We start from the raw sequence: 23,098 nt of genomic DNA, 5'->3' as shown, positions 1-23,098 counted from the left end.
TTATGCCATCGCTGCGGGCGCTGTCCCGAGCCAAGAAAAGACTGACGGAAAGGGACTGACATGTTCGACAAGATCCTGATTGCCAACCGGGGCGAAATTGCCTGCCGGGTGATCAAAACGGCCCGCAAGATGGGTATCAAGACGGTGGCGATCTATTCGGATGCAGACAAGAACGCGCTGCATGTCGAAATGGCGGACGAGGCGGTGCATATCGGCCCGCCGCCTGCCAACCAGTCCTATATCGTCATCGACAAGGTGATGGACGCGATCAAGCAGACCGGCGCACAGGCGGTGCATCCGGGCTATGGTTTCCTGTCGGAGAACCCGAAATTCGCCGAAGCGCTTGAAGCCGCTGGCGTGGCGTTTATCGGACCGCCTGTGAAAGCGATCGAGGCGATGGGGGACAAGATCACCTCGAAGAAAATCGCGCAGGAGGCGAACGTGTCCACCGTGCCCGGCTATATGGGCCTGATCGAGGACGCCGAAGAGGCGGTGAAGATCTCGAACGAGGTTGGCTATCCGGTGATGATCAAGGCCTCTGCCGGTGGCGGTGGCAAGGGCATGCGGATCGCGTGGAACGATGACGAGGCGCGGGAAGGCTTCCAGTCGTCCAAGAACGAGGCGGCGTCATCCTTTGGGGATGACCGAATTTTTATCGAAAAATTCGTGACCCAGCCGCGGCACATCGAAATCCAGGTGCTGTGCGATGCGCATGGCAACGGGATTTACTTGAACGAACGCGAATGTTCGATCCAGCGCCGGAACCAGAAGGTGGTCGAGGAAGCCCCCAGCCCGTTCCTGGATGAAGCGACACGCAAGGCAATGGGCGACCAGTCGGTCGCGTTGGCCAAGGCGGTGGGCTATGCCAGCGCGGGCACGGTGGAGTTCATCGTCGATGGCGACAAGAACTTCTATTTCCTTGAGATGAACACACGTCTGCAGGTGGAACACCCTGTCACCGAACTGATCACTGGCGTTGATCTGGTCGAACAGATGATCCGTGTCGCCAATGGCGAGCCGCTGTCGATCACGCAGGATGATGTCAAGATCAACGGCTGGGCGATTGAGAACCGGCTCTATGCCGAAGACCCGTATCGCAACTTCCTGCCGTCCATCGGGCGTCTGACCCGCTACCGCCCACCCGCCGAGGGACCATTGGGGGACGGCATCGTGCGCAATGATACCGGCGTCTTTGAGGGCGGCGAGATCAGCATGTATTACGACCCGATGATCGCGAAACTGTGCACCTGGGGTCCGACGCGCGACGCGGCGATCGAGACGATGCGCAACGCGCTCGACAGTTTCGAGGTCGAGGGCATCGGACACAACCTGCCGTTTGTGGCGGCTGTGATGGATCATCCGAAGTTCATCTCGGGCGACATGACAACCGCGTTTATCGAAGAGGAATACCCGGACGGGTTTGCTGGCGTCACGCTGGACGATACCAACCTGCGCCGCGTGGCGGCGTCATGTGCGGCGATGAACCGGGTGGCGGAAATCCGGCGCGCGCGCATTTCCGGCACGCTCGACAACCACGAACGTCATGTTGGCGAAGACTGGAACGTCGCGCTGCAGGGGCATGATTTCGACGTGACGATTGCGGCCGATCACGAAGGCTCGACCGTGCGATTTGCGGATGGCGCAGAGCTGCGTGTTCAGGGCGATTGGACACCGGGCGATCAACTGGCCCACATGAGCGTGGATGGCGATCCGCTGGTGATGAAAGTGGGCAAGATCTCGGGCGGGTTCCGGATCCGCACACGTGGCGCGGAAATCAAGGTGCATGTGCGCAGCCCGCGTCAGGCCGAACTGGCCCGTTTGATGCCCGAAAAGCTGCCGCCGGATACCTCCAAGATGTTGCTGTGTCCGATGCCCGGCCTGATCGTGAAGGTCGATGTCGAGGTCGGCGACGAGGTTCAGGAAGGGCAGGCGCTATGTACCGTTGAGGCGATGAAGATGGAGAACATCCTGCGCGCCGAACGCAAAGGCACCGTGTCCAAGATCAACGCGGCGGCGGGCGACAGTCTGGCCGTGGATGACGTGATCATGGAGTTCGAATAAGCGTCATGGAGACGACCAGCCCGCTTGCTGATCCACGATTGGGAGCCGCGCTTGTCGGGGCTCTTGTGGTGGCGTTGGGCTGGTTCGTGTCTGGCTACCGGGAACGGCGGCGGGATCGTCGCAGGCGGGCCGAACGCAGCATTGACGTGCAGACAGCGCTGGCGGCGGAAATTCAGCACTACGTGGATATCCTTGGCAATCCGGCCTTTGATCTGGACGAAGCCTGGCGCGACATGGTTGCGCAGATGGACGCGGATGACAGCTATGTGCCGCTGATTCCAAGCGAACGGAATGACACGATGTTCCAATCCATCCTGCCGGATGTGCAGATCCTGCCGGAACCGGTGATCCGGCCCGTGGTGCGGTACTACAATCAGGTGTTTGCCATCGAAGCGATGATCGAGGATCTGCGTTCTGAGCATTTTCGCGCCGAGGCAACGCCGCAGTTACAGCGCATCCGGATGTACACGGATTACATCTCGATGAAGAAAGAAGCGTTGGAGTTGGGGCGTCAGGCGTGTGCGGTGCTGGATGACAGCTTGAACCGCCGTCCGATCAATAGCCCGGGCGCGGCCCGGTCTGACCAGTGATCGGGGGTTTGTGTTTGACTGGCTTGTTCGACATATCGAAACCTCCGGTTCGTGGCCCCGTTTGGCACCACAGCCTTAATATAGGGTATCGCGCGGGGCCGCGCAACGTTCCGGCCTACAGGCCCGATGCGCGGCGGTCGCGGACTTCCTGTTGCCGGGTGGGCATTTTGTCGATGGTCCGGGTGAGTTCCCGCACGCTCCAGGGCAGCGGTTTTCGCAGTTTCACCTGCCCGTCCTTGCCAATCAGCGCCAGCATGAAGCCACGCGGCCGCAACTTCGTGCGCAACGCGTTGGCGGCGGCAGGATCGGTGTCGGTGATCACGATGACGTCGCGCTCTTCCAATTGGTCAAGTTCGCGGGTCAGCAATTGCATTTGCTGGACATATCGCGGGTCTGCCGCGGTGTCGGCAAACACCACCACCGGGCGTTTGAGCCATTGGAAGTCTTCAAGGGACACGTCCGAGGACGCAACGATCATCCCGGCCAACGGGTCGGGCGCGTTGGCGGTGTCATCAGTGGCCCAGACCGCGATTGGCAGGGCCAAGGCGGCAAGGGCAAGAGGGACTGTTAAAACTTTGTTCATATGCAAAGACATAGTGTGCCGGTTCCCCAAAGCGAAGAGGCGCACTGGCGCAGGCCAAGAAAATTTTAGCGTTAATCCCTTTGTCATAAAGGGGGCGTCATGATGCCGATCCGGAGACATATCCCGGGTCTTGCCGGGGCCCGGCCAGGGCAAGGCAGGGCATTATATGGACGTGATTTTGCATCTTGGGGCGCATCGCACCGGGTCGAGTTCGTTTCAGGACTACATGACGCGGTTTGGATCGGATCAGGTGGCGTTCTGGGGGCCACGCGTGACGCGCGGTGGCCTGTTCGACGGGGTGCATGGCTGCCCGGTTGGCACGCGGCCACGGATCCGGGCCAAGGGGCGCATCGCCGTGCAGCTTGCGCGCGTTGCGGCCACCGGGGCCAAGGCGCTGGTGATCAGCGATGCAAACATGATCGGGGCGCTGCGCACCAACCTGCGATGCGCCACGCTCTATCCGGAAATCGGCACGCGTATGGCACGGCTGTGCGATGCGTTTGGCGGGCGGATCAGCCGGGTGTCGATACAGATACGCACGCTGGACAGCTATTGGACATCGGCTCTGGCCTTCGGGCTGATGCGCGGGATTGCGCAGCCCGATGCGGCGGCCCGGGCGCGCTTGGTTGCGTCCGACCGGCGGTGGCGGGATGTCATCACCGATCTGGCCTGCGCCGTGCCCGATGTGCCGATCATCGTGACGGCGTTCGAACATCACGTGCAACGGCCCGACCAACTGGCGGATTTGCTGACCGGGTGCCGCATGGCGCCCATGCCGGCACAGGGCATCTGGACCAACCGTCACCCGGACGCGCGGCGTGTGCGCGCCTGTCTGGACATGTTGGACATCCCCAATGCCGACGCCCTGTTCGACCCGGATGGGCATTGGCAGCCGTTTTCACCCACACACCGCCAGACCCTGCGCGCCCGAACAGCCGCGGATCTGGCGTGGTTGCGCGCCGGGGCCGAAGGGCTGGCGCATTTTCAGGACCATCAGGCGTTCGACCCCGCCATCAGAGCGGGGCAACGTCAGACGCACATCAGAGGATCAGAGGACAATGACAGCCAAAACAGACACATGGCGCGCCCTTGCTGAGAAGGAACTGCGCGGACGTCCGCTGGACGATTTGACTTGGAACACGCTGGAAGGGATCGCGGTCAAGCCACTCTACACCGCAGAAGATATTGCGGACCTGCCGCATCTGGGCACGATCCCGGGGGAAGCGCCGTTCACGCGGGGGGTGAAGGCCACGATGTATGCCGGGCGGCCTTGGACGATTCGTCAATATGCCGGGTTTTCCACCGCCGAGGCGTCGAACGCGTTTTACCGCAAGAACCTTGCGGCGGGACAGCAGGGCGTGTCGGTCGCCTTCGATCTGGCGACGCACCGGGGCTATGACAGCGATCACGAGCGGGTGGTGGGCGATGTTGGCAAGGCCGGTGTGGCGATTGATTCCGTTGAGGATATGAAGATCCTGTTTGACGGCATCCCGCTGGACAAGGTGTCCGTGTCGATGACGATGAACGGCGCGGTTATTCCGATCCTGGCGAATTTCATTGTTGCCGGGGAAGAGCAGGGCGTGGATCGTGCGCTGCTGTCGGGGACCATTCAGAACGACATTCTGAAAGAGTTCATGGTCCGCAACACCTACGTGTACCCGCCAGAGCCGTCGATGCGGATCATCGCAGATATCATTGAATACACGTCGAACGAGATGCCGAAGTTCAACTCGATCTCGATCTCGGGCTATCACATGCAGGAGGCGGGCGCGAACCTTGTGCAGGAGCTGGCCTACACGCTGGCGGACGGCAAGGAATACGTGAAAACCGCGATGGATCGTGGGATGGACGTGGACAAGTTCGCCGGGCGGTTGTCGTTCTTCTTTGCAATCGGCAAAAACTTCTTCATGGAAGCGGCCAAGCTGCGCGCGGCGCGGATGCTCTGGTATCGGATCATGGACGATCTGGGCGCGAAGAATGACCGCTCCAAGATGTTGCGGACGCATTGTCAGACCTCGGGTGTCAGCCTCGCTGAGCAGGACCCGTATAACAACGTGATCCGCACCGCTTATGAAGCGATGAGCGCGGTGCTGGGTGGCACGCAGTCGCTGCACACCAACGCGCTGGACGAGGCGATTGCGCTGCCAACTGAATTCTCTGCACGCATTGCGCGGAATACGCAGCTGATTTTGCAGGAAGAAACCGGCGTGACCAACGTGGTCGATCCGCTGGCGGGTTCCTACTACGTCGAAAAGCTGACCCATGATCTGGCTGAGGAAGCCTGGAAGCTGATCGAGGAAGTAGACGAGATGGGCGGCATGACCAAGGCGGTGGCCTCGGGCATGCCCAAGCTGCGCATCGAAGAGGCGGCTGCGACGCGTCAGGCCCTGATTGATCGAGGGGAGGATGTGATTGTTGGGGTGAATAAGTACCGTCTTGAGAAGGAAGACGACCTCGACATTCTGGACGTCGACAACGTGGCAGTCCGCGAGTCGCAGGTGGCGCGGTTGACGCAGATCCGCGCGACGCGCGACCAGGCGGCCTGCGATGCGGCGTTGGCAAAACTGGAACGGTGCGCCGCGGAAGGTGGCAATCTATTGGAAGCCGCGGTGGACGCATCCCGTGCCCGCGCATCGGTCGGGGAGATCAGCATGTCCATGGAAAAAGTGTTCGGGCGTCACCGGGCAGAAGTCAAAACGCTCGCCGGTGTCTATGGGGCCGCCTACGAAGGAGATGAAGGCTTCGCTGCCATCCAACGCGCGGTCGAAGGGTTTGCCGAAGACGAGGGCCGCCGCCCCCGGATGCTGGTCGTCAAGATGGGGCAGGACGGACATGACCGGGGCGCCAAGGTGATTGCCACGGCGTTTGCCGATATCGGGTTTGACGTGGATGTGGGGCCGCTGTTCCAGACACCGGCCGAGGCCGCCCAGGACGCGATCGACAATGATGTGCATGTGATTGGCATCTCCAGCCAGGCGGCGGGTCACAAAACGCTGGCCCCTGAACTGGTGAAAGAGCTGAAAGCCCAGGGCGCGGGGGATATTCTGGTCATCTGCGGCGGCGTGATCCCGCAGCAGGATTACCAGTTCCTCTATGATGCGGGAGTGAAGGCGATCTTTGGGCCGGGCACCAACATTCCGGATGCAGCGCAGGACATCTTGCGCCTTATCCGCGAAGCACGCGGCTGATACGATAGCGCGGCGAACGCGTCGACGCGTTCGTCGTTTTCCGTTGACGGAAAACGCAGCTTTGGCAGAAGGGGCGTGCCGATGTTCACCTTGGATCACATCGCGGTTGCCGGTGAAACACTGGCGGACGCGGTCACGCATAGCGAAACTGCGCTGGGGATTGACCTGGGTCCGGGGGGGCAGCACACGCATTATGCCACGCATAACCGGTTGCTGGGCCTTGCGGACGGGCTTTATTTCGAAGCCATCGCAACGGACCCGGCACAGCCTAAACCCGCCTATCCGCGCTGGTTTGGTCTTGACCGGTTCCAAGGGGCGGCGCGGCTCGACAAGTGGATCCTGCGCTGTGAGGACATATCCGCGGCCTTGAAGGCGTTCCCGGATCTGGGAGAGCCGGTTCACCTGTCGCGTGGGGATGTGCGCTGGACGATGATTGTGCCTGATGACGGGTGCTTGCCCTTTGACGGGCTGTTTCCGGCGATCATCCAATGGCATACGTCCAACCCGCCGGGGAAGAGCCTGCCACCGACTGACCTGCGCTTGACGTCGCTTGTGGTGACCCATCGCGAGGCCGCGCTTTTAGCGGATCGCCTGTCGCCGTATTTCACCGATGCGCGGGTCCGGTTCCAGCCCGGCACGCCGCCGGGTTTGCGGGCAGAGTTCGAGACATCGGGCGGGCTGCGGCGATTGCGATGATCATCCGGCAGGCAAAACCCGAAGATGCCGGGGCAATTGCGGACATCGTCAACGAGATCGTCGATGCGACCACCATCACCTTTACGACATGTCGCAAGCCCGCGCAGGATATCCTGGCAGACATTGACGCCCGGGGACCGGCGTTCGTGGTGGCCGCGGAAGCGGACCGCGTGTTGGGCTTTGCCACCTATTTCGCGTTCCGGTCCGGCCCGGGATATGCGCAGGTGAAAGAGCACTCGATCGTGCTTGCGCCACCGGCGCGTGGGTGGGGGCTCGGGCGCCGCCTGATGGCGCATCTGGAAGACGTGGCACGCGCCGAAGGCGTTCATGCGTTGATTGCAGGTGTGAGCGGTGAGAACGCCGACGGGATTGCGTTTCACGCGGCCCTGGGGTTCCGCGAGGTGGGCCGTCTGCCCGAGGTTGGTCACAAGTTTGGCCGGTGGTTGGATCTGGTTTTGATGCAAAAGCTTCTGTGATGCCGCACTGACAAACCCGGCGGCGTCCTTTAAACTGCATGACATGTCGATCTGGACCCGTATCACCGACGCCGTTGCCGCATTGGCCAATGGCGAAAGCCTGTCGCAGGTGTTTGACCGCCTGCGGACGCCGCCTGAAAAGACGGTGGCCTTTACCATTGCGGTGATTGCCTTGTCGGCAAAGATGGCCAAGGCGGACGGGCGGGTGACCCGGGACGAAGTCATGGCGTTTCGTGAGGTTTTCAATATCTCCCCCGAGGATGAGGCCGGCGCGGCCCGGGTGTTCAATCTGGCGCGTCAGGACGTGGCGGGGTTCGAAGATTATGCGCGGCGCATCCGTGCGATGTTCCGGGAGGATCATGGAACCTTGTGTGACCTGATGGAAGGGCTGTTCCATATCGCCATGGCCGACGGCACCTATCATCCCGGCGAAGACGCGTTCCTGCTTGAGGTGGCCGAGATTTTCGAGTTGCCCGAAGGATCGTTCCGGCGGTTGAAATCGCGCTTTGTACCCGATGCAGAGCCGGACCCGTTTGACGTTCTGGGCGTGTCTGCGGATATGTCGCTGGATGACATTCGCGGGGTTTGGCGCAAGCTGGTGCGGGACAGTCATCCGGACGTGATGATCGCCCGTGGGGTGCCCGAGGAAGCGGTAAAACTGTCGGAAAAACGCCTGATTGCCATCAATCGCGCATGGGAAGAGATCTCGGCCCGAGAACCCGCGTGATGCGGATCGCAACCTACAATGTCGAATGGTTCGATGCGCTGTTTGACGATGCCGGGCAGGTGCTGGTCTCTGATGCGTGGTCCGCGCGGTACAACATCACCAAGGCCATGCAGCTTGAAGCATTGGGCATCGTGTTTACGGCGCTGGATGCGGATGCGGTGATGGTGATCGAGGCCCCTGATACCAGCCGGTCACGGGACACGGTGCGCGCGCTGGAAGCGTTTGCCGCGGCATTTGATCTGCGCGCCCGCACCGCGCTGATGGGGTTTTCCAATGACACGCAGCAGGAAATTGCGCTGCTTTATGATCCTGACATTTGCGATGCCGTGCATGATCCGCGCGGGCCTGCGCCCTTGGTGGGAACACCGCCAAGCGAGGGGGCGCCGCGGTTTGACGGGACGTTTCGCATCGACCTCGACATAGATGCGACCGAGGACAAGGTGGTCTTTTCCAAACCGCCTTTGGAGGTGGCGCTGACGCATAAAGCATCTGGTCAGACGCTGCGGTTGATCGGGGCGCATCTCAAATCGAAAGCGCCGCATGGGGCGACGTCCCGGGACGAGGTGATGCGGTTGTCGATTGCCAACCGGCGCAAGCAGTTGGCGCAGGCCATCTGGGTGCGGACGCGGGTTGAGGAGCATCTTGCGGCGGGCGATCCGTTGATTGTTCTGGGGGATCTGAACGACGGTCCGGGGCTTGATGAATACGAGAACCTGTTTGGCCGCAGTTCGGTCGAGATCATCCTGGGGGAGGACGATACCGCGTTATACGATCCCAACGCTGCGCGAGCTTTGGCGCGCCGGATTGGACCGCAACCGACCAGCGCGCGGTTCTATATCTCGAAGGAAGATCGGTACCTGCAGGCCTTGCTGGATTACGTGATGGTGTCGAAAGACCTACGGCCCAAGGCGCGGCGCTGGCGGATTTGGCATCCGTTTGATGACCCGGTGTGTTGGCGCACGCAGGAACTGAGGGACGCGCTGTTGACGGCGTCTGATCATTTCCCGGTGACGCTGGATCTGGAACTGACGTGAAATCGGGCGACGGATGCCTTATATTGAGGGTATGAAACACGTTGCCGCTGCCGCCTTATCAATGTCCCTCGTCGCCAGCCCAAGCTGGGCGGAGGAGGGCACGAGCCTGATGGAAGAGGGCGCAAAGCTCTTTTTCCGGGGATTGATGGAAGAAATGGAACCCGCGCTGAAAGAGCTTGAAGGCCTCGCCGAAGAGATCGAGCCGACCTTGCAGGAGTTCGTTGACGGGATCGGCCCGACGCTGAAAGCCTTGCTGGACGAGGTCGAGGATTGGTCGGCCTATGAACCGCCCGTGGTGTTGCCCAACGGGGATATTCTGCTCAAGCGCAAACCGGACATGCCATCACCCGATGCGTTGCCAGCACCGGGTGACGGAGAGATTGATATCTGAGTTTACTCGGCCGGGTGCGCGATGGGCGCGGGGCGGGCCGGGGTGCGGGTCAATACGGCGTTGGTGAGAAACGCACCCGCAGCGATGGCTGAGATGGCCAGCAGCGCTGCGATTGAAAGCGTCGGCACACCGGCCAGACCGGCGCCGACTGTGCAACCTCCGGCGAGAACGCCGCCCACGCCCATCAGGGCCGCACCGCTGGCGTAGCGGCCGGTTTCGGAGGGTGCCGAAAAGGACTGCCAGTGGAAGCTGCCGAAAACAACGGATGTGACAAGCGCGCCAAGGATCACGCCGCCAATCAGACCGACGCCGAAATTGGCCGGAATCGAGGTTGAGGCGATGGTCCAGAACAGCGTGTCCGCAAACGGCGCTGTGAACGACAGGCTTTGCAGCGCGACCGGGTCAAAATCGTCATAGAGCACGAAGCCCGTGCCGATCCAGCCAGCGGGCACCAGCAGACCGATCAATGCGGCCATGATCAAGGTCGAGACCTTGTTGCGGGATGTCAACGCCAGAACAAGCGCTGCGATCACGAACACAGCGGTCCAAAGCACAGCTCCGGCGGGCAGGGCGGCCAAGGAGGCATACTCTCCCAGAGACACCGTCACCGATCCGAGGCTTGTGCGGACAGGGGCCAGCACCCCTTTGAGGGTCGCATGCGCCGTGATGGCAAAGATCAGAAGGACAAAGACCGCGCGCAGGTTGCCGCTGGCGGACAGAACCGTCAGCCGCGAGACACAGCCCCGCGTCAGCACCATCCCCGCCCCGAACAGCAGGCCACCGACAAGGATGGCCAGCCACGGCAGGTCTGCCGCCATGAAGCGATGGTCTTCAAAACCGATAAGTCCGGTGAACACGCCAGCCTGTGTGCCAAGCACGGCCACCGCGAGGGCCGTCATCCAAACGCCAAGTGCCTGACGGCGATCTTCGCCCACTAGGCTGCGGCGGAAACAGAATTTCGTGCGCTCTGCGAGGCCTCCGAACAAAAGGCCAAGGACCAGTGCCAAACCAACGGCGACCTGGGGTGCGGTGAGCGTTTCAAATCCAAATGTCTCGAACATGGCGGACTCCAATGCAGAACAGCGTTCCACATGGCGCAGGGGAGCGGCGCCTGCAAGTGCGGGTCAGGTGTTAGGGGTGGCTATTTCTGGAACAACGTTCTGGAATCAGGCGAAAGCGACGGCTGTCGTTCTTTAGTCCTGTTGCACGGCAGGCGCTGTGTTCACAGGTGATCCGTATCGGATGAAACCGGTCCTTATTTGGACCGGGTTCCCGACATGGCGCATGGAACGAGCGTTTGCGTTATCTGCCGCGAATGCGGGGGTCGAGCGCGTCGCGCAGGCCGTCGCCCAGGTAATTCACGCTGAGCACGGTGAGCGAGATCGCGATCCCGGGCAGGATCACACGTTCGGGGAATTGCTCCATCCGCTGAACGGCATCCGCCAGCATCTTGCCCCATGTCGGGAAATCCGACGGGAACCCGACGCCAAGGAAGCTGAGCGCGGATTCGGTGATGATGGCTGTAGCCAGGCCCAGCGTGGCCGACACCATGATCGGTGACAGGACGTTGGGCAGCAGATGGCGCTGGACGATGCGGAACGGGGTGGTGCCGATCGAGCGTGCGGCAAGGATGAATTCGCGCTCTTTCAGGGCCAGAATGTCGCCACGCACGATGCGGGCTGTGGGCATCCAGCTTGTGATGGCGATGATGCCGACAATCAGGAAGAACATGCCGCCTTCGGGCCCAAAGGCTTCGCGCAGGGGCTGGCGGAACAGGGTCACGGCAACCAGCAGAAGCGGCAGGATCGGCAGCGACAGGAACAGGTCGGTCAGGCGCATCAGTGGCCCGTCCAGTTTGCGGGTGAACCCGGCCAGAACACCCACCATCGTCCCGATCAACAGGCTGAGGATCATCGCCGCCCAGCCAACCGCCATGGACGCGCGTCCGCCAGACAGGATCTGGGCAAGCTGGTCACGGCCAAGCTGGTCGGTGCCGAAGGGCCGGTGCCAGCCGACCTTGGCGTTGGAATCCCACAGCGCCGTCCAGATCGGGCGCATGTCCTTGCCGCGGATATCCAGTTTCTGCGGGTCCACCTGCCAGATCCACGGGCCCAGTAGAACGGCCAGCGTGATGAAGAGCAGGAATCCCCCGCCGAACATCGCTCCTTTGTGTTTGCGGAACTGGTCCCAGACGTCTTTCCACTGACTGCGCGGCGGCTCCAGCGGGCCTTTGTCGGCCAGTGCTTCGATGGGGACGGGGGTGGATTGCACGGGCTCAGTCATAGCGGATCCTCGGATCAAGAAGGCCGTAGAGGATATCGGCGATGAGGTTGAAGACAACGATCAGCACGGCGAAGATGAAGGTCAGCGTCATGACCATGGGCAGGTCATTCGCAAACAGCGCCGTGATCAGCAACTGCCCGATCCCGTTCACCTTGAACACATTTTCGGTGATGATCGCGCCGCCAAAGATGGCGGGCACACCAAGGGCAATCACGGTGATCACCGGGATCATCGAATTGCGCAGAACGTGGACCGCGACCACAACTGCTTCGCTCAGCCCCTTGGCGCGGGCGGTGCGCACGTAGTCCTGGTTGAGGTTATCGAGCATCGAGGCGCGCATGTAGCGGCTGATCTGGGCGGTGGTTTGCAGCGCCAGCACCATGACCGGCAGGATCATCTGGTTGAACTGAACCTTGAGGCTGGCCCAGTCGTTGACCACATGCGTGGTGTCATAGATCGACGGGAACCATCCCAACTGGACCGAGAAGATCACGATCAGCAGCGGGCCGGTGAAGAATGGCGGCACGGAAAAGCCGATCATCGTGATGAATGTGCCGGACTGGTCAAAGATCGAATACTGGCGATAGGCGGAATAGATCCCGATGGGCAGCGCAATCAGGATGCCGACGATATAGGACATGCCGACGACCCACAGGGTTTGCGGGATACGCTGGATCACGATGTCCATCACCGGCGACCGGGTCTGCCAGGAGATCACGCGCAGTTCATCGTTGTAGAGGTTGGTGTCCGGCAGCCAACCCAGCAAGGTGCTGGAATTGGTCAGGTAGTCGATGAACACCTTGGGTTCCAGCCAGAACACCTGCACCAGCCATTTCCAGTACTGGACCAGCGCGGGTTCCCCGACACCCAGGGCCTGACGCATCTTTTCCTTGACCTCGGGCGGGACGGTCAACGGCACCTGCGCCATCGGATCGCCGGGCGCGAGTTGCAGGAGCATGAAGATGACAAAACTGATGAACAGAAGCGTCGGAATGGCCAACACAAGTCGTCGGATGGCAAAAGTGAGCATCAGGCGGCGCCTTTGTTCATGAGTTTCTTTCCGGAGTCAGCTATGGGTGGGGCGCGCACCGCGCTGCGATCCATTGGATCAGCGCGATGCACGCCCCGACTGTGCGATTAGTTGGACTTGATGCGGTGCCAGTCCGCAACATTCCACAATTCGCTGTCCCAAACGTTCAGCACAACACCGCCCAAGGAGGAGCTGTGTGCCGACAGACGGCCACGGTGGACCAGCGGGATCATCCCACCATTGTCCGTGATCATCGCGCTGAGTTCACGACCGATGCGCTGACGCTCGCTCATGTCTGCAGTGCCGCTCAGCTCTGCGTGAAGGGCGTCGAACTCTTCCATGCAGAAGCGCGAGATGTTTTCACCCTGCCACTGCGTGTCCGGACGCGGAGCCTTGTCGCACAGACCGTTGCCAAGATAGGCCTGCGGGTCGGTGCCGTTGAAGGTGTTGGCGTACATCTGCACGTCCGCGTAGAACTTCTGGAACGTGTCGGGAGATCCGGCATCACCACCAAAGAAGACAGACGCGTCGATGTTGCGCAGTTCGGTTTCGATGCCGATCTGGGCCCACCATTCCTTGATCAGCGCCTGGAAGTCCTGACGCACAGCGTTGGTGGAGGTCTGGTAGACGATGGACATCGGCACGCCGTTCACTTCGCGGATGCCGTCGCCATCGGTGTCCATGAAGCCTGCTTCGTCAAGCAGCGCGTTTGCGCCATCAAGATCCTGCGTTTCGCATCCGTCAAAGGTCGATGCGAAGGCTTCGGGGGCCGGAACCCAGGAGCAGCCGACTTTACCGGCCTGACCATAGCCGACTTCCACCAGAAGCGGGCGGTCGATGGCCATCGACATGGCTTTGTAGACCGCGGGTTCCTTCAGGAACGGATGCGGGTGCATCGCGGTGGAGCGTTCACCTTCCGGCAGGTCCGGGCTTGGGTTGGTCTGGTTGACCATGATGCGTTCCAGCAAGGGACCAAAACCGGCCACGGCCACGCCTTTGCCGCCAGCTTCCATCTGGGCAATCACGTCAGGTGCCAGCTGCAGGTTCCACGCGTAGTCAAATTCGCCGGTTTCCATCACCGCACGACCCGCCGCACGGGCATCGCCACCGCCTTTGAACGTCACCGAGGCGAACGCTGGCTTGGCCGGGTCACGGTAGTTCGGGTTTGCCGACATGGTGATCACGTCGTTCGGCTTGAATTCGTTTACAACAAACGGGCCGGTGCCGATCGGGTTGAAGTTTGCTTCGGTGCAGGTGGAGGCCGCAGCCCCCAGACAGTCTGCAAATTGTGCGGCCTGCAGGATCGGGCTTTCACCACCAACAAACGGGCCGTAGGGGTTCGGCGTCGGGCCATCGAAGTTGACCACAACGGTCAGATCGTCCGGCGTTTCCACGCTGGTCACGCCTTCGAACTTGGTCACCTGCGCGCAGCCGCCTTCGGGGTGCGTGCAGTATTCATGGGTGAACGCCACGTCAGCAGACGTGAAAGGCGTGCCATCCGACCATGTCAGGCCGGGTGTGATTTTCCACGTGATGGATGTCAGGTCTTCGCTGACACCGCCATTGGCAACGGTCGGGACTTCTTCGACAAGCCAGGGAACCAGCTCGCCCTTTTCATTATAGCGCGCCAGCGGTTCGATGATCATCGACGCTGATTCGACGTCTTTCGTGCCGCCGGACAGGAACGGGTTCAGGATGGATGGCGCCTGCCAATAGATGATTTTGACTTCACCATCGGCGCCGCGCTCCGCAAAGGCGGCTGGCGCGAATGCCGTAGCGGCAACAGCACCCATCAAAAGGGATTTGAGTTTCATTCGTCTCTCCTTGTTGGACATAGTTTGGCTATGTCGTTCTCGTTGGTGGGAAAGGTTTGGGTGTTGCCGATTGCGGCGCTGCGCGCTGATGGAGCAGGTTCACGGTGACAAGACGCAGGTATTTTCCCCCTGTGTGCGCATCGAAACAGCTTTTCGGCAAAATGCAAGACCCTGACGTCGGTTTCGCAATGCGACGTCGAGACAGCGTTTGACTCTGGCCAATCTGCGGTTAGCGTTTGCGTACGTGTCAGCGAAAGGACCGCGCCCATGCCTGACGGCAGCATCGCCAGTATTGAAAACCTCCGGGTCGAATTTCAAACCAAGTCCGGAACCGTTGTCGGTGTTGAGGACGTTTCGTTCGAGATCAACCCGGGTGAAACCGTCTGTGTTGTTGGAGAATCGGGCTCTGGCAAGTCGGTGTCATCGCTGGCGCTGATGCGTCTTATTGAATTTGGCGGTGGCGATATCGCGGGGGGGCGGTTGCTGTTCGACCGCAGGGATGCGGGCAAGGTGAACCTTGCTGACACCGATCAGGATCTGATGCGGACGATCCGCGGCAACGAGATCGGGATGATCTTTCAGGAACCGATGACCGCGTTGAACCCGGTGTTCACGGTTGGACGGCAATTGACCGAAGGGCTGCGGCTGCACAAGGGCATGTCAAAGGCGCAGGCCGATGAACGCGCGATCGAGCTGTTGCGGCAGGTGCGCATCCCCGAACCAGAGCGGCGGCTGAAGCAGTACCCGCATGAATTGTCCGGCGGCATGCGGCAGCGGGTTGTGATTGCGATGGCGCTGGCCTGTGAGCCGCGCCTGTTGATCGCGGACGAACCGACCACGGCTTTGGATGTGACGATTCAGGCGGAAATCCTGGCACTGATGGACCGGTTGAAGCGTGAAACCGGGACGGCCGTGATGTTCATCACCCACGACATGGCTGTCGTGGCGCAGATGGCCGACCGGGTCGTGGTCATGTTTCGCGGCAACAAGGTGGAAGAGGGCACCGTCAACGAGATTTTCGAGAACCCGCAGCATCCCTATACACAGGCATTGCTGGCGGCGGTTCCCAAGCTGGGGCAAATGGAAGGCACGGACCTGCCGCGCCCGATGCAGCTTTTGGGCAAGGACGGGGCAGATGTGCCGCCGATCACCGGATCTGACGAGGTGTTGCTGGAGGTCAAGAACCTGACCACGCGCTTCCCGGTCAAGGGCGGGTTCTTCCGGCGCACGATTGCCAATGTGCATGCGGTCGAGGATTTGTCCTTTAGCGTCAACAAGGGGCAGACGCTAAGCCTTGTGGGGGAATCCGGCTGCGGCAAGTCAAGCGCGGGGCGGTCTATCCTGCGGTTGGTGGAGCCGTTGTCAGGCAGCGTTGTGCTGGATGGCAAGGACATCATGGCGCTGGATCAGCAAGGGCTGCGCGACGCGCGGCGCGACATGCAGATGGTGTTTCAGGATCCGTTTGCTTCGTTAAACCCACAGATGCAGTTGTCCGACCAAGTATCTGAACCGATGCGGAATTTTGGCATGGGGTCGTCTTCGGAAATGCAGAAGCGGGTCGAAATGCTGTTCGACCGGGTGGAGCTGCCGCGCAGTTTCATGCAGCGCTATCCGCATGAACTTTCTGGTGGTCAGCGGCAGCGGATCGCGATTGCGCGGGCGCTGGCTCTGAACCCCAAGCTGATCGTGTCGGACGAAGCGGTGTCGGCGCTGGATGTGTCCGTGCAGGCGCAGGTTTTGAACCTGATGCTGGAGCTTCAGGCCGAATTGGGCGTGTCCTACCTGTTCATCAGCCATGACATGGCGGTGGTGGAACGGGTCAGCCATCATGTGGGTGTAATGTATCTGGGCCGGATTGTCGAAATTGGCCCACGCCGCGCGGTGTTCGAAAACCCGCAGCACCCGTATACGCAGGCGTTGATGAAGGCGGTGCCGATTGCCGATCCGAAGCGGCGGAAATCCGAGAAGGATCTGAACTTCAAGCCGATCCCGTCGCCGATCCACGGGTTGGATTACGATCCTGCGCCGTCCGAATACAAAGAAGTCGCCCCCGGACATCGCGTTCTGGTGACCGATAGCGGCTACTGACGCCGGTCCCCCGCGTGCGCCCGCCGCGCGGGGCCGATGGCCAACCGGAGTGACCGCAGGGTGCCGCGTGGCCATCGGGGCTGGCGGATGATCCATTGTCTGAACTCGCAAAGTGACCCCAGATGCCAAAATCCCTGAACGCACGTGAAATTCTTGACGCCCTTGTCGGGTTTCCCACTGTCAGCCGCGATACAAACCTGCCCCTGATAGATTGGGTCGACGCGTATCTGACCGGACATGGGATCCGGTGCCATCGGCATATCAAGGCGGATGACCCGTCCAAGGCGGCGCTGTTTGCCCATGTCGGCCCCGAGCAAGAGGGCGGTGTGGTGCTGTCCGGGCACACCGATGTGGTTCCGGTGGACGGTCAACCCTGGTCGACCGATCCGTTCACGGTGACCGAACGCGACGGCAAGCTGTTTGGCCGGGGAACCACGGACATGAAAGGGTTCGATGCGCTGGCGATTTGGGCGTTGGTCGAGGCGCATCGCAGGGGTGTCAAACGTCCTTTGCAGATTGCGCTGAGCTTTGACGAGGAGATCGGATGTACCGGCGCGCCGCCCCTGATTGAGGCGATGCAGGGCACGGTCCCGCGCGCCGACACGGTCATCGTTGGAGAACCAACAATGCTCAAGGCGGTGACAGGCCATAAGGGCAGCAAAATGTTCTGGGTCCATGTCCACGGGTTCGAGGTGCATTCGTCCATCATGCATACCGGCGTCAATGCGATCATGTATGGCGCAAAGCTGATCGACTGGGCGAACCGGATGAACGCGGAGGAAGCGGCTAAAACGCCGGGACCGGTCGCGGCGTTGTTTGACCCGCCATACAGCAACACCCATGTTGGGCAGATTTCCGGCGGCACCGCGCATAATATCACGGCAAAGGACTGCGAATTTGGCATCGGGTTTCGCGTCGTGCCCGGAGACTCCCTGGACGAGTGGGAGGACCGGTTGCGTGCCGCTGCGGGTGAGATCGAAGCAAGCATGAAAGCCGTGCGCCCCGAAACGCGGATAGATATCACCCGGACGTCCACACTGCCGCCGTTCAAACCGGAACAGGACGGGAAGGCCGAGACGCTTGTGCGACAGCTGACCGGGGACAACGGCACGCAGCACGTGTCCTACGGCACCGAGGCCAGCCATTTTCAGGCGGTTGGGTATTCGGTTGTGGTATGTGGTCCCGGCGATATCGCGGTTGCGCACCAGCCGGATGAATACATCACGGTGGACCAGTTCAGCCAAGGTCAGGCGTTTATGGAGCGATTGCTGGATCACCTGCAGACATGACGCCGTTCCCGATTTCCGAGGCATCACCGGTGGCCTTTGCCGGGCCACCGCCCCGCGAGACCGATGTTGTGGTGCTTGGCGGTGGCGTAATTGGCGTGTGCACCGCGTTGTTTCTGGCCCGCAAGGGACGGCGGGTGGTGCTGTGTGAAAAGGGCCGTATCGCTGGAGAGCAGTCTTCGCGCAATTGGGGGTGGATCCGCCAGCAGGGGCGGGACCCGTTTGAGCTGCCGATCATGGTCGAGGCCAACGCGCTTTGGACCGAACTGGCAAGCCAGACCAACGTGGATATCGGCTTGGTGCGGTCGGGGGTGACCTACCTTGCGCAGGATGCGTCGGGCATGGCGGATTATGCCGCGTGGTTGCCACATGCACAGGCGCAGGGTGTGGACAGTGTCTTGCTGGACAAACGCGATCTGGCGCGGCGGTTTCCGGAACTGGCCAAAGCCGGGTTTGCCGGCGCGCTGACAACGCCGTCGGACATGCGCGCAGAGCCTTGGGTGGCGGTTCCGGCGCTGGCCGGGATCGCGGTGCGCGAAGGTGCGGTGCTGGTCGAGAATTGTGCGGTGCGCACGCTTGATCTTGTCGGTGGCCGCGTTGCCGGTGTGTATACCGAGGCCGGGCGCATTGCCTGTTCGGACGTGGTTGTCGCCGGTGGTGCGTGGTCGTCGTTGTTTCTGCGGGCACATGGCGTCTCGATTCCGCAATTGTCGGTGCGCGCCAGCGTCGGGGCCACCGAACCGGTGGCTTTGCCACATGCCGGGGCCGCTGCGGGCAAAGGGTTTGCCTTCCGAACGCGGGCCGATGGGGGCGCGTCCCTGGCCGCGGGCGGATATCACGAGTTCTTCGTGGGGCCCGACGCTTTGCGGGCCTTGCCGAAATACGGGCCGTATCTGAAGGACAATCCGTTTGGCACGCGCCTGTTGCCTGGGGCGCCCAAGGGCTATCCGGATGCGTGGGGCACAAAGCGTCACTGGGCCGGTGACGAGGTCAGCCCGTTTGAGGCGATCCGGGTGTTGAATCCGAAACCGAACAGCCGCCGCTTGCAACGTGTGGCGCGGGACGTGGAGCGCGTGTTCCCCGAAGTGGGTCCGATCCGGTACCGGTCGATCTGGGCGGGGATGATTGATGTGCTGCCGGATGTTGTGCCGGTGATAGACCGGGTGGCCTCTGTGCCGGGTTTGACCATTGGCACAGGCATGTGCGGGCATGGGTTCGGCATCGGACCCGGTATGGGCCGGGTTCTGGCGGACCTGGTCTGTGGAGACGACCCAAAGCATGATCTGAACCGCTTCAGGCTGTCCCGATTCACCGATGGCAGCCCGATGGAGCTGGGTCCGGCGCTGTAATGCCTTGTCCTTCGCGCTGGCCTGCGCGACAGTGCCGCGCACAGTTGGGAATGTGGAGTAAAGCGGATGCCTATCAAGAACCGGTTGGCGGATATGGCCGACGAGATCACCGAATGGCGGCGTCATCTGCATGCGCATCCGGAACTGATGTTCGATGTGCATGAAACAGCGTCTTTCGTGGAGGAAAAACTCAAGGCTTTTGGTGTGGACGAGGTGGTCACCGGGATCGGTCGCACCGGGGTTGTTGGCGTGATCAAGGGCAAGTCGGATACGTCCGGGCGCGTGATAGGATTGCGGGCAGACATGGACGCATTGCCGATTGAGGAAACGACCGGGCTGGACTATGCCAGCACGGTGCCCGGCAAGATGCATGCGTGCGGGCATGACGGGCATACCGCGATGCTGCTTGGTGCGGCGCAGTATCTGGCCGAGACGCGGAACTTTGACGGGACTGTTGTGCTCATTTTCCAACCTGCCGAAGAAGGCGGCGGCGGCGGGCGCGAGATGGTCAATGACGGGATGATGGACCGCTGGAACATCCAAGAGGTGTACGGCCTGCACAACACGCCGGGTCTTCCGGTGGGGCAGTTTGCGATCCGGCCCGGGGCGTTGCTTGCCTCGGCAGATGAATTTCAGATTCACGTGAAAGGGCACGGAGGCCATGCCGGTGCGCCGCATGAAGCGGTGGATACAACGCTGGTCGCAGCCCATATTGTTGTGGCTTTGCAATCGGTTGTGGCGCGTAACGTCAATCCGGTGCGGCGCGTTGTCGTTACGGTGGGCACGTTCGAGACCGACAGCAACGCGTCGAATGTGATTGCAGACAAGGTCACGATGCGCGGGACGGTGCGGACGCTGGACGCGGACTGCCGCAAGCAGGCGGAACAGCGCATCCGGCGTTTGGCCGAGGATATAGCATCCGGGTTCGGGGCGCGCGCTGAGGTGGACTGGCAGGAGGGCTATCCGGTCACGGTGAATCACCCGGCAGAGACGGCGTATGCAGCTGACGCAGCGCGCGCGGTGGCAGGCGATGTGGACGACAATGTCGATCCGATCATGCCTGCCGAGGACTTTTCATACATGCTTGAAGCCCGACCGGGGGCCTATATCTTCCTTGGCAACGGGGACACGGCGATGTGCCACCACCCGGCTTATAATTTTTCGGACGACGCAATCCCGGCCGGGTGCAGCTGGTTTGCCGAACTTGTCGAACAACGGATGCCAAGCGCATCCTGAACCGCAATCAGAAGGACGCAGAAAGAATGCCCGTAAAGAACCGACTCGCTGAGCTACAGGATGAAATCGCCACCTGGCGGCGTGATTTGCACGAACATCCTGAGATCCTGTTCGACACCCACCGCACCAGCGCGATGGTGGCGGAAAAGCTGCAGGCCTTTGGCTGTGACGAGGTGGTGACCGGCATTGGCCGGACCGGCGTTGTCGGCGTGATCAAAGGCAAATCGGATACATCAGGCAAAGTCATCGGGTTGCGGGCCGATATGGATGCGCTGCCGATCCACGAACAAACCGGTCTGGACTATGCATCGAAAACCGACGGCGCGATGCATGCCTGCGGGCATGATGGCCACACGGCGATGCTTTTGGGCGCGGCAAAGTACCTGGCTGAAACGCGCAATTTCGACGGCACCGCCGTGGTGATTTTCCAGCCCGCAGAAGAAGGCGGCGGCGGCGGGAAAGAGATGTGCGACGATGGCATGATGGACCGTTGGGGCATTCAGGAAGTGTACGGGATGCACAATTGGCCGGGTCTGCCGGTCGGAGATTTTGCCATCCGCCCCGGCGTGTTTTTTGCCGCAACCGACCTTTTCGAGATCGTGCTTGAAGGGCGCGGCGGGCATGCGGCGAAACCGAATGAAACGGTCGATACGACGGTTTTGGCGGCGCATGCGGTTCTGGCGTTGCAGACAATTGCCAGCCGCAACGCGGTTCCGGCGGACCCGATCGTGGTGTCGGTCACGTCTTTCGAGACATCGTCTAACGCGTTCAACGTGATCCCGCAGCGGGTGACGTTGAAGGGCACCGTGCGCACCATGACGCCCGAGACGCGCGATCTGGCCGAGACACGCATGACCGAGATTTGCAACGGCATCTGCGCCACCTTTGGCGGCACCGCGGACGTGACCTATACCCGGAATTATCCCGCGATGGTCAATCATCCGGAACAGACCGAATTTGCTTCAGAAGTGGCGCGGTCGGTGTCAGGGGTGTGTCAAGAAGAGCCGATCACGATGGGCGGCGAAGATTTTGCGTTCATGCTCGAAGAACGACCGGGTGCGTATATCCTAGTTGGCAACGGGGATTCTGCATCGGTGCATCATCCGGAGTATAACTTCAACGACGATGCGATCCCGGCAGGGTGTTCATGGTGGGCGGAAATTGTGGAAAAACGCATGCCTGCGGCGTGATCTTAACGTAACCTGTGAAGAGCGGCGGGCAGAATTGCCCGCCGTTTTCGTTATCGCCGTTTTGATTTGTCTGCCATCGCGGTTTTGACCATCTTGCCGAAGGATTTGTCACGCGCCCGGGAGTCCGCCAGCGTTTCCGAATTGTAGCGGTCTTCCCGTTTCAGCTTTTGCCACCGGTCAAACCGGGTCTGATCCAGATCACCGCTCTGCAAAGCCGCCTTAACGGCGCATCCCGGTTCCGTGGCATGCGCGCAATCCGAAAACTTGCATTGCGCGGCAAGGGTGTCGATGTCTTCGAACAGCTCGTCAATGCCGTCCCCGGTGCCCGACAGTTGCAATTCCCGCATGCCCGGCGTGTCGATCAACCATCCGCCCGTCAGGGTTGGGCGCAGGGCGCGATGGGTTGTGGTGTGCCGTCCCTTGCTGTCGTCGTCGCGGATCGTTTGCGTGGACGCGGATTCACCGGTTAACGCGTTGCGCAAGGTTGTTTTGCCGACGCCGGATGATCCAAGCAGGGCAAGGGTTTGCGCGTTGCTGCACCACGGGGACAGGCGCGCGACATCCTCCGCGTCCTTGGCGTTCACCGTGATTGCGGTCACGAGGGGGGACAGACGTTCGGCCCGGGTTTTGAACGTGGTGGGGTCGTCTGTCAGATCTGCCTTGGTTAGGATCACAAGCGGCAATGCACCCGAGGCCAAAGCGATGGCCAGATACCGTTCCAGACGCGCCACGTTGAATTCATCGTTGCAGCTTGTCACCAGGCCAACCGTGTCGACATTGGCCGCGATGCGTTGTTCTGAGGCGGTGTGCCCCGCGGATTTGCGGTGCAGATCGGTCTGTGGGGTCAGGCGCCGCAGGGCTGATGTGCCATCCGTTAGCACCCAATCGCCAACGGCATAGGCGCTGGTGAGTTCCGTGGGGTGCAGCCGGGTTTCCCCGGCTGGCATTATGGCGGCAACCTGGGTGCGATGCACCTCTGAGATGCGGGCCGGGGAAAGGGCCGTGTCGTCTTCGGTCAGTTGTCGCGCGAAATGGTCCGACCATCCAAGATCGGAAAGAGAAAAGCGTTTCAATGG

At 61.4% G+C, this 23,098-nt stretch carries 20 protein-coding genes; 14 read left to right on the top strand and 6 right to left on the bottom strand.

Annotated elements, in window-relative coordinates; all coding sequences use genetic code 11:
• The first annotated feature begins 60 nt into the window (after positions 1-60).
• Together MWU54_RS02320 and MWU54_RS02315 are read left to right on the top strand one after the other, a co-directional pair.
• A complete protein-coding gene (locus MWU54_RS02320) occupies positions 61-2,061 on the top strand; it encodes an acetyl/propionyl/methylcrotonyl-CoA carboxylase subunit alpha (RefSeq protein WP_247080495.1) in 2,001 nt (666 codons plus the stop codon).
• Positions 2,062-2,066: 5 nt separating this feature from the next.
• Positions 2,067-2,651, top strand: coding sequence for a hypothetical protein (locus MWU54_RS02315; RefSeq protein ID WP_247080493.1), 585 nt, complete (start codon positions 2,067-2,069; stop codon positions 2,649-2,651).
• A 115-nt stretch (positions 2,652-2,766) separates the two neighbouring features.
• On the opposite strand, the gene MWU54_RS02310 is transcribed toward MWU54_RS02315, so the two are convergent.
• Entirely contained in the window at positions 2,767-3,234 is a 468-nt protein-coding gene (locus MWU54_RS02310) for a DUF4174 domain-containing protein (protein WP_247080491.1), read from the bottom strand.
• 166 nt (positions 3,235-3,400) lie between these two features.
• On the opposite strand from MWU54_RS02310, the gene MWU54_RS02305 reads away from it, so the two are divergent.
• From MWU54_RS02305 to MWU54_RS02275, 7 genes are all read left to right on the top strand, one after another.
• Positions 3,401-4,330 (top strand): hypothetical protein, encoded by a 930-nt coding sequence (locus MWU54_RS02305; RefSeq protein ID WP_247080490.1) that lies wholly within the window; start codon positions 3,401-3,403, stop codon positions 4,328-4,330.
• Positions 4,293-6,422: a methylmalonyl-CoA mutase gene (gene scpA, locus MWU54_RS02300; protein ID WP_247080489.1), complete on the top strand. Its 2,130-nt coding sequence runs from the start codon at positions 4,293-4,295 to the stop codon at positions 6,420-6,422. Before MWU54_RS02305 ends, scpA begins: the two co-directional genes overlap by 38 nt.
• 81 nt (positions 6,423-6,503) lie before the next feature.
• A complete protein-coding gene (locus MWU54_RS02295; protein WP_247080488.1) occupies positions 6,504-7,118 on the top strand; it encodes a VOC family protein in 615 nt (204 codons plus the stop codon).
• Positions 7,115-7,594 carry a GNAT family N-acetyltransferase gene (locus tag MWU54_RS02290; RefSeq protein WP_247080487.1) on the top strand — a complete coding sequence of 160 codons (480 nt, stop codon included), beginning with the start codon at positions 7,115-7,117 and terminating at the stop codon, positions 7,592-7,594. Before MWU54_RS02295 ends, MWU54_RS02290 begins: the two co-directional genes overlap by 4 nt.
• Positions 7,595-7,637: 43 nt before the next feature.
• The gene (locus MWU54_RS02285) at positions 7,638-8,321 is read left to right on the top strand and encodes a molecular chaperone DjiA (protein WP_247080486.1); all 684 of its coding nucleotides are present in this window, start codon (positions 7,638-7,640) and stop codon (positions 8,319-8,321) included.
• Complete coding sequence (locus tag MWU54_RS02280; protein ID WP_247081024.1) at positions 8,321-9,355, top strand: endonuclease/exonuclease/phosphatase family protein; 1,035 nt, start codon at positions 8,321-8,323, stop codon at positions 9,353-9,355. The genes MWU54_RS02285 and MWU54_RS02280 overlap by 1 nt, the downstream gene beginning before the upstream one ends.
• 61 nt (positions 9,356-9,416) lie before the next feature.
• Positions 9,417-9,746, top strand: a complete 330-nt coding sequence (locus MWU54_RS02275; RefSeq protein WP_247080485.1) for a hypothetical protein — start codon at positions 9,417-9,419, stop codon at positions 9,744-9,746.
• Between the two features lie 2 nt (positions 9,747-9,748).
• Here the strand turns inward: MWU54_RS02275 and MWU54_RS02270 are convergent, their stop codons facing one another.
• The 4 genes from MWU54_RS02270 to MWU54_RS02255 form a co-directional block, all read right to left on the bottom strand.
• Complete coding sequence (locus tag MWU54_RS02270) at positions 9,749-10,807, bottom strand: YeeE/YedE family protein (protein ID WP_247080484.1); 1,059 nt, start codon at positions 10,805-10,807, stop codon at positions 9,749-9,751.
• Between the two features lie 241 nt (positions 10,808-11,048).
• Positions 11,049-12,029, bottom strand: a complete 981-nt coding sequence (locus MWU54_RS02265) for an ABC transporter permease (protein WP_247080483.1) — start codon at positions 12,027-12,029, stop codon at positions 11,049-11,051.
• Positions 12,022-13,059, bottom strand: coding sequence for an ABC transporter permease (locus tag MWU54_RS02260; RefSeq protein ID WP_247080481.1), 1,038 nt, complete (start codon positions 13,057-13,059; stop codon positions 12,022-12,024). Before MWU54_RS02260 ends, MWU54_RS02265 begins: the two co-directional genes overlap by 8 nt.
• A 107-nt stretch (positions 13,060-13,166) precedes the next feature.
• Entirely contained in the window at positions 13,167-14,873 is a 1,707-nt protein-coding gene (locus MWU54_RS02255) for a peptide ABC transporter substrate-binding protein (protein WP_247080479.1), read from the bottom strand.
• 267 nt (positions 14,874-15,140) lie between these two features.
• On the opposite strand from MWU54_RS02255, the gene MWU54_RS02250 reads away from it, so the two are divergent.
• From MWU54_RS02250 to MWU54_RS02230, 5 genes are all read left to right on the top strand, one after another.
• Positions 15,141-16,961: an ABC transporter ATP-binding protein gene (locus MWU54_RS02250; protein WP_247080477.1), complete on the top strand. Its 1,821-nt coding sequence runs from the start codon at positions 15,141-15,143 to the stop codon at positions 16,959-16,961.
• 122 nt (positions 16,962-17,083) lie between these two features.
• Entirely contained in the window at positions 17,084-18,250 is a 1,167-nt protein-coding gene (gene argE / locus MWU54_RS02245) for an acetylornithine deacetylase (protein WP_247080475.1), read from the top strand.
• Positions 18,247-19,596, top strand: a complete 1,350-nt coding sequence (locus MWU54_RS02240; RefSeq protein ID WP_247080473.1) for an FAD-binding oxidoreductase — start codon at positions 18,247-18,249, stop codon at positions 19,594-19,596. Before argE ends, MWU54_RS02240 begins: the two co-directional genes overlap by 4 nt.
• A 66-nt stretch (positions 19,597-19,662) precedes the next feature.
• Entirely contained in the window at positions 19,663-20,832 is a 1,170-nt protein-coding gene (locus tag MWU54_RS02235; RefSeq protein WP_247080471.1) for a M20 aminoacylase family protein, read from the top strand.
• Between the two features lie 26 nt (positions 20,833-20,858).
• Entirely contained in the window at positions 20,859-22,022 is a 1,164-nt protein-coding gene (locus tag MWU54_RS02230) for a M20 aminoacylase family protein (protein WP_247080470.1), read from the top strand.
• Between the two features lie 50 nt (positions 22,023-22,072).
• Here MWU54_RS02230 and rsgA read toward each other — a convergent pair whose 3' ends face one another.
• Positions 22,073-23,095 carry a ribosome small subunit-dependent GTPase A gene (gene rsgA / locus MWU54_RS02225; protein WP_247080469.1) on the bottom strand — a complete coding sequence of 341 codons (1,023 nt, stop codon included), beginning with the start codon at positions 23,093-23,095 and terminating at the stop codon, positions 22,073-22,075.
• Positions 23,096-23,098: the final 3 nt, after the last annotated feature.

Origin of the sequence: Marivita sp. S6314 (assembly GCF_023015985.1) — a bacterium.
Classification (GTDB): Bacteria; Pseudomonadota; Alphaproteobacteria; order Rhodobacterales; family Rhodobacteraceae; genus Marivita.
Note: the sequence above shows the minus strand (reverse complement) of the source record. Positions and strands in the feature narration are given on the sequence as shown.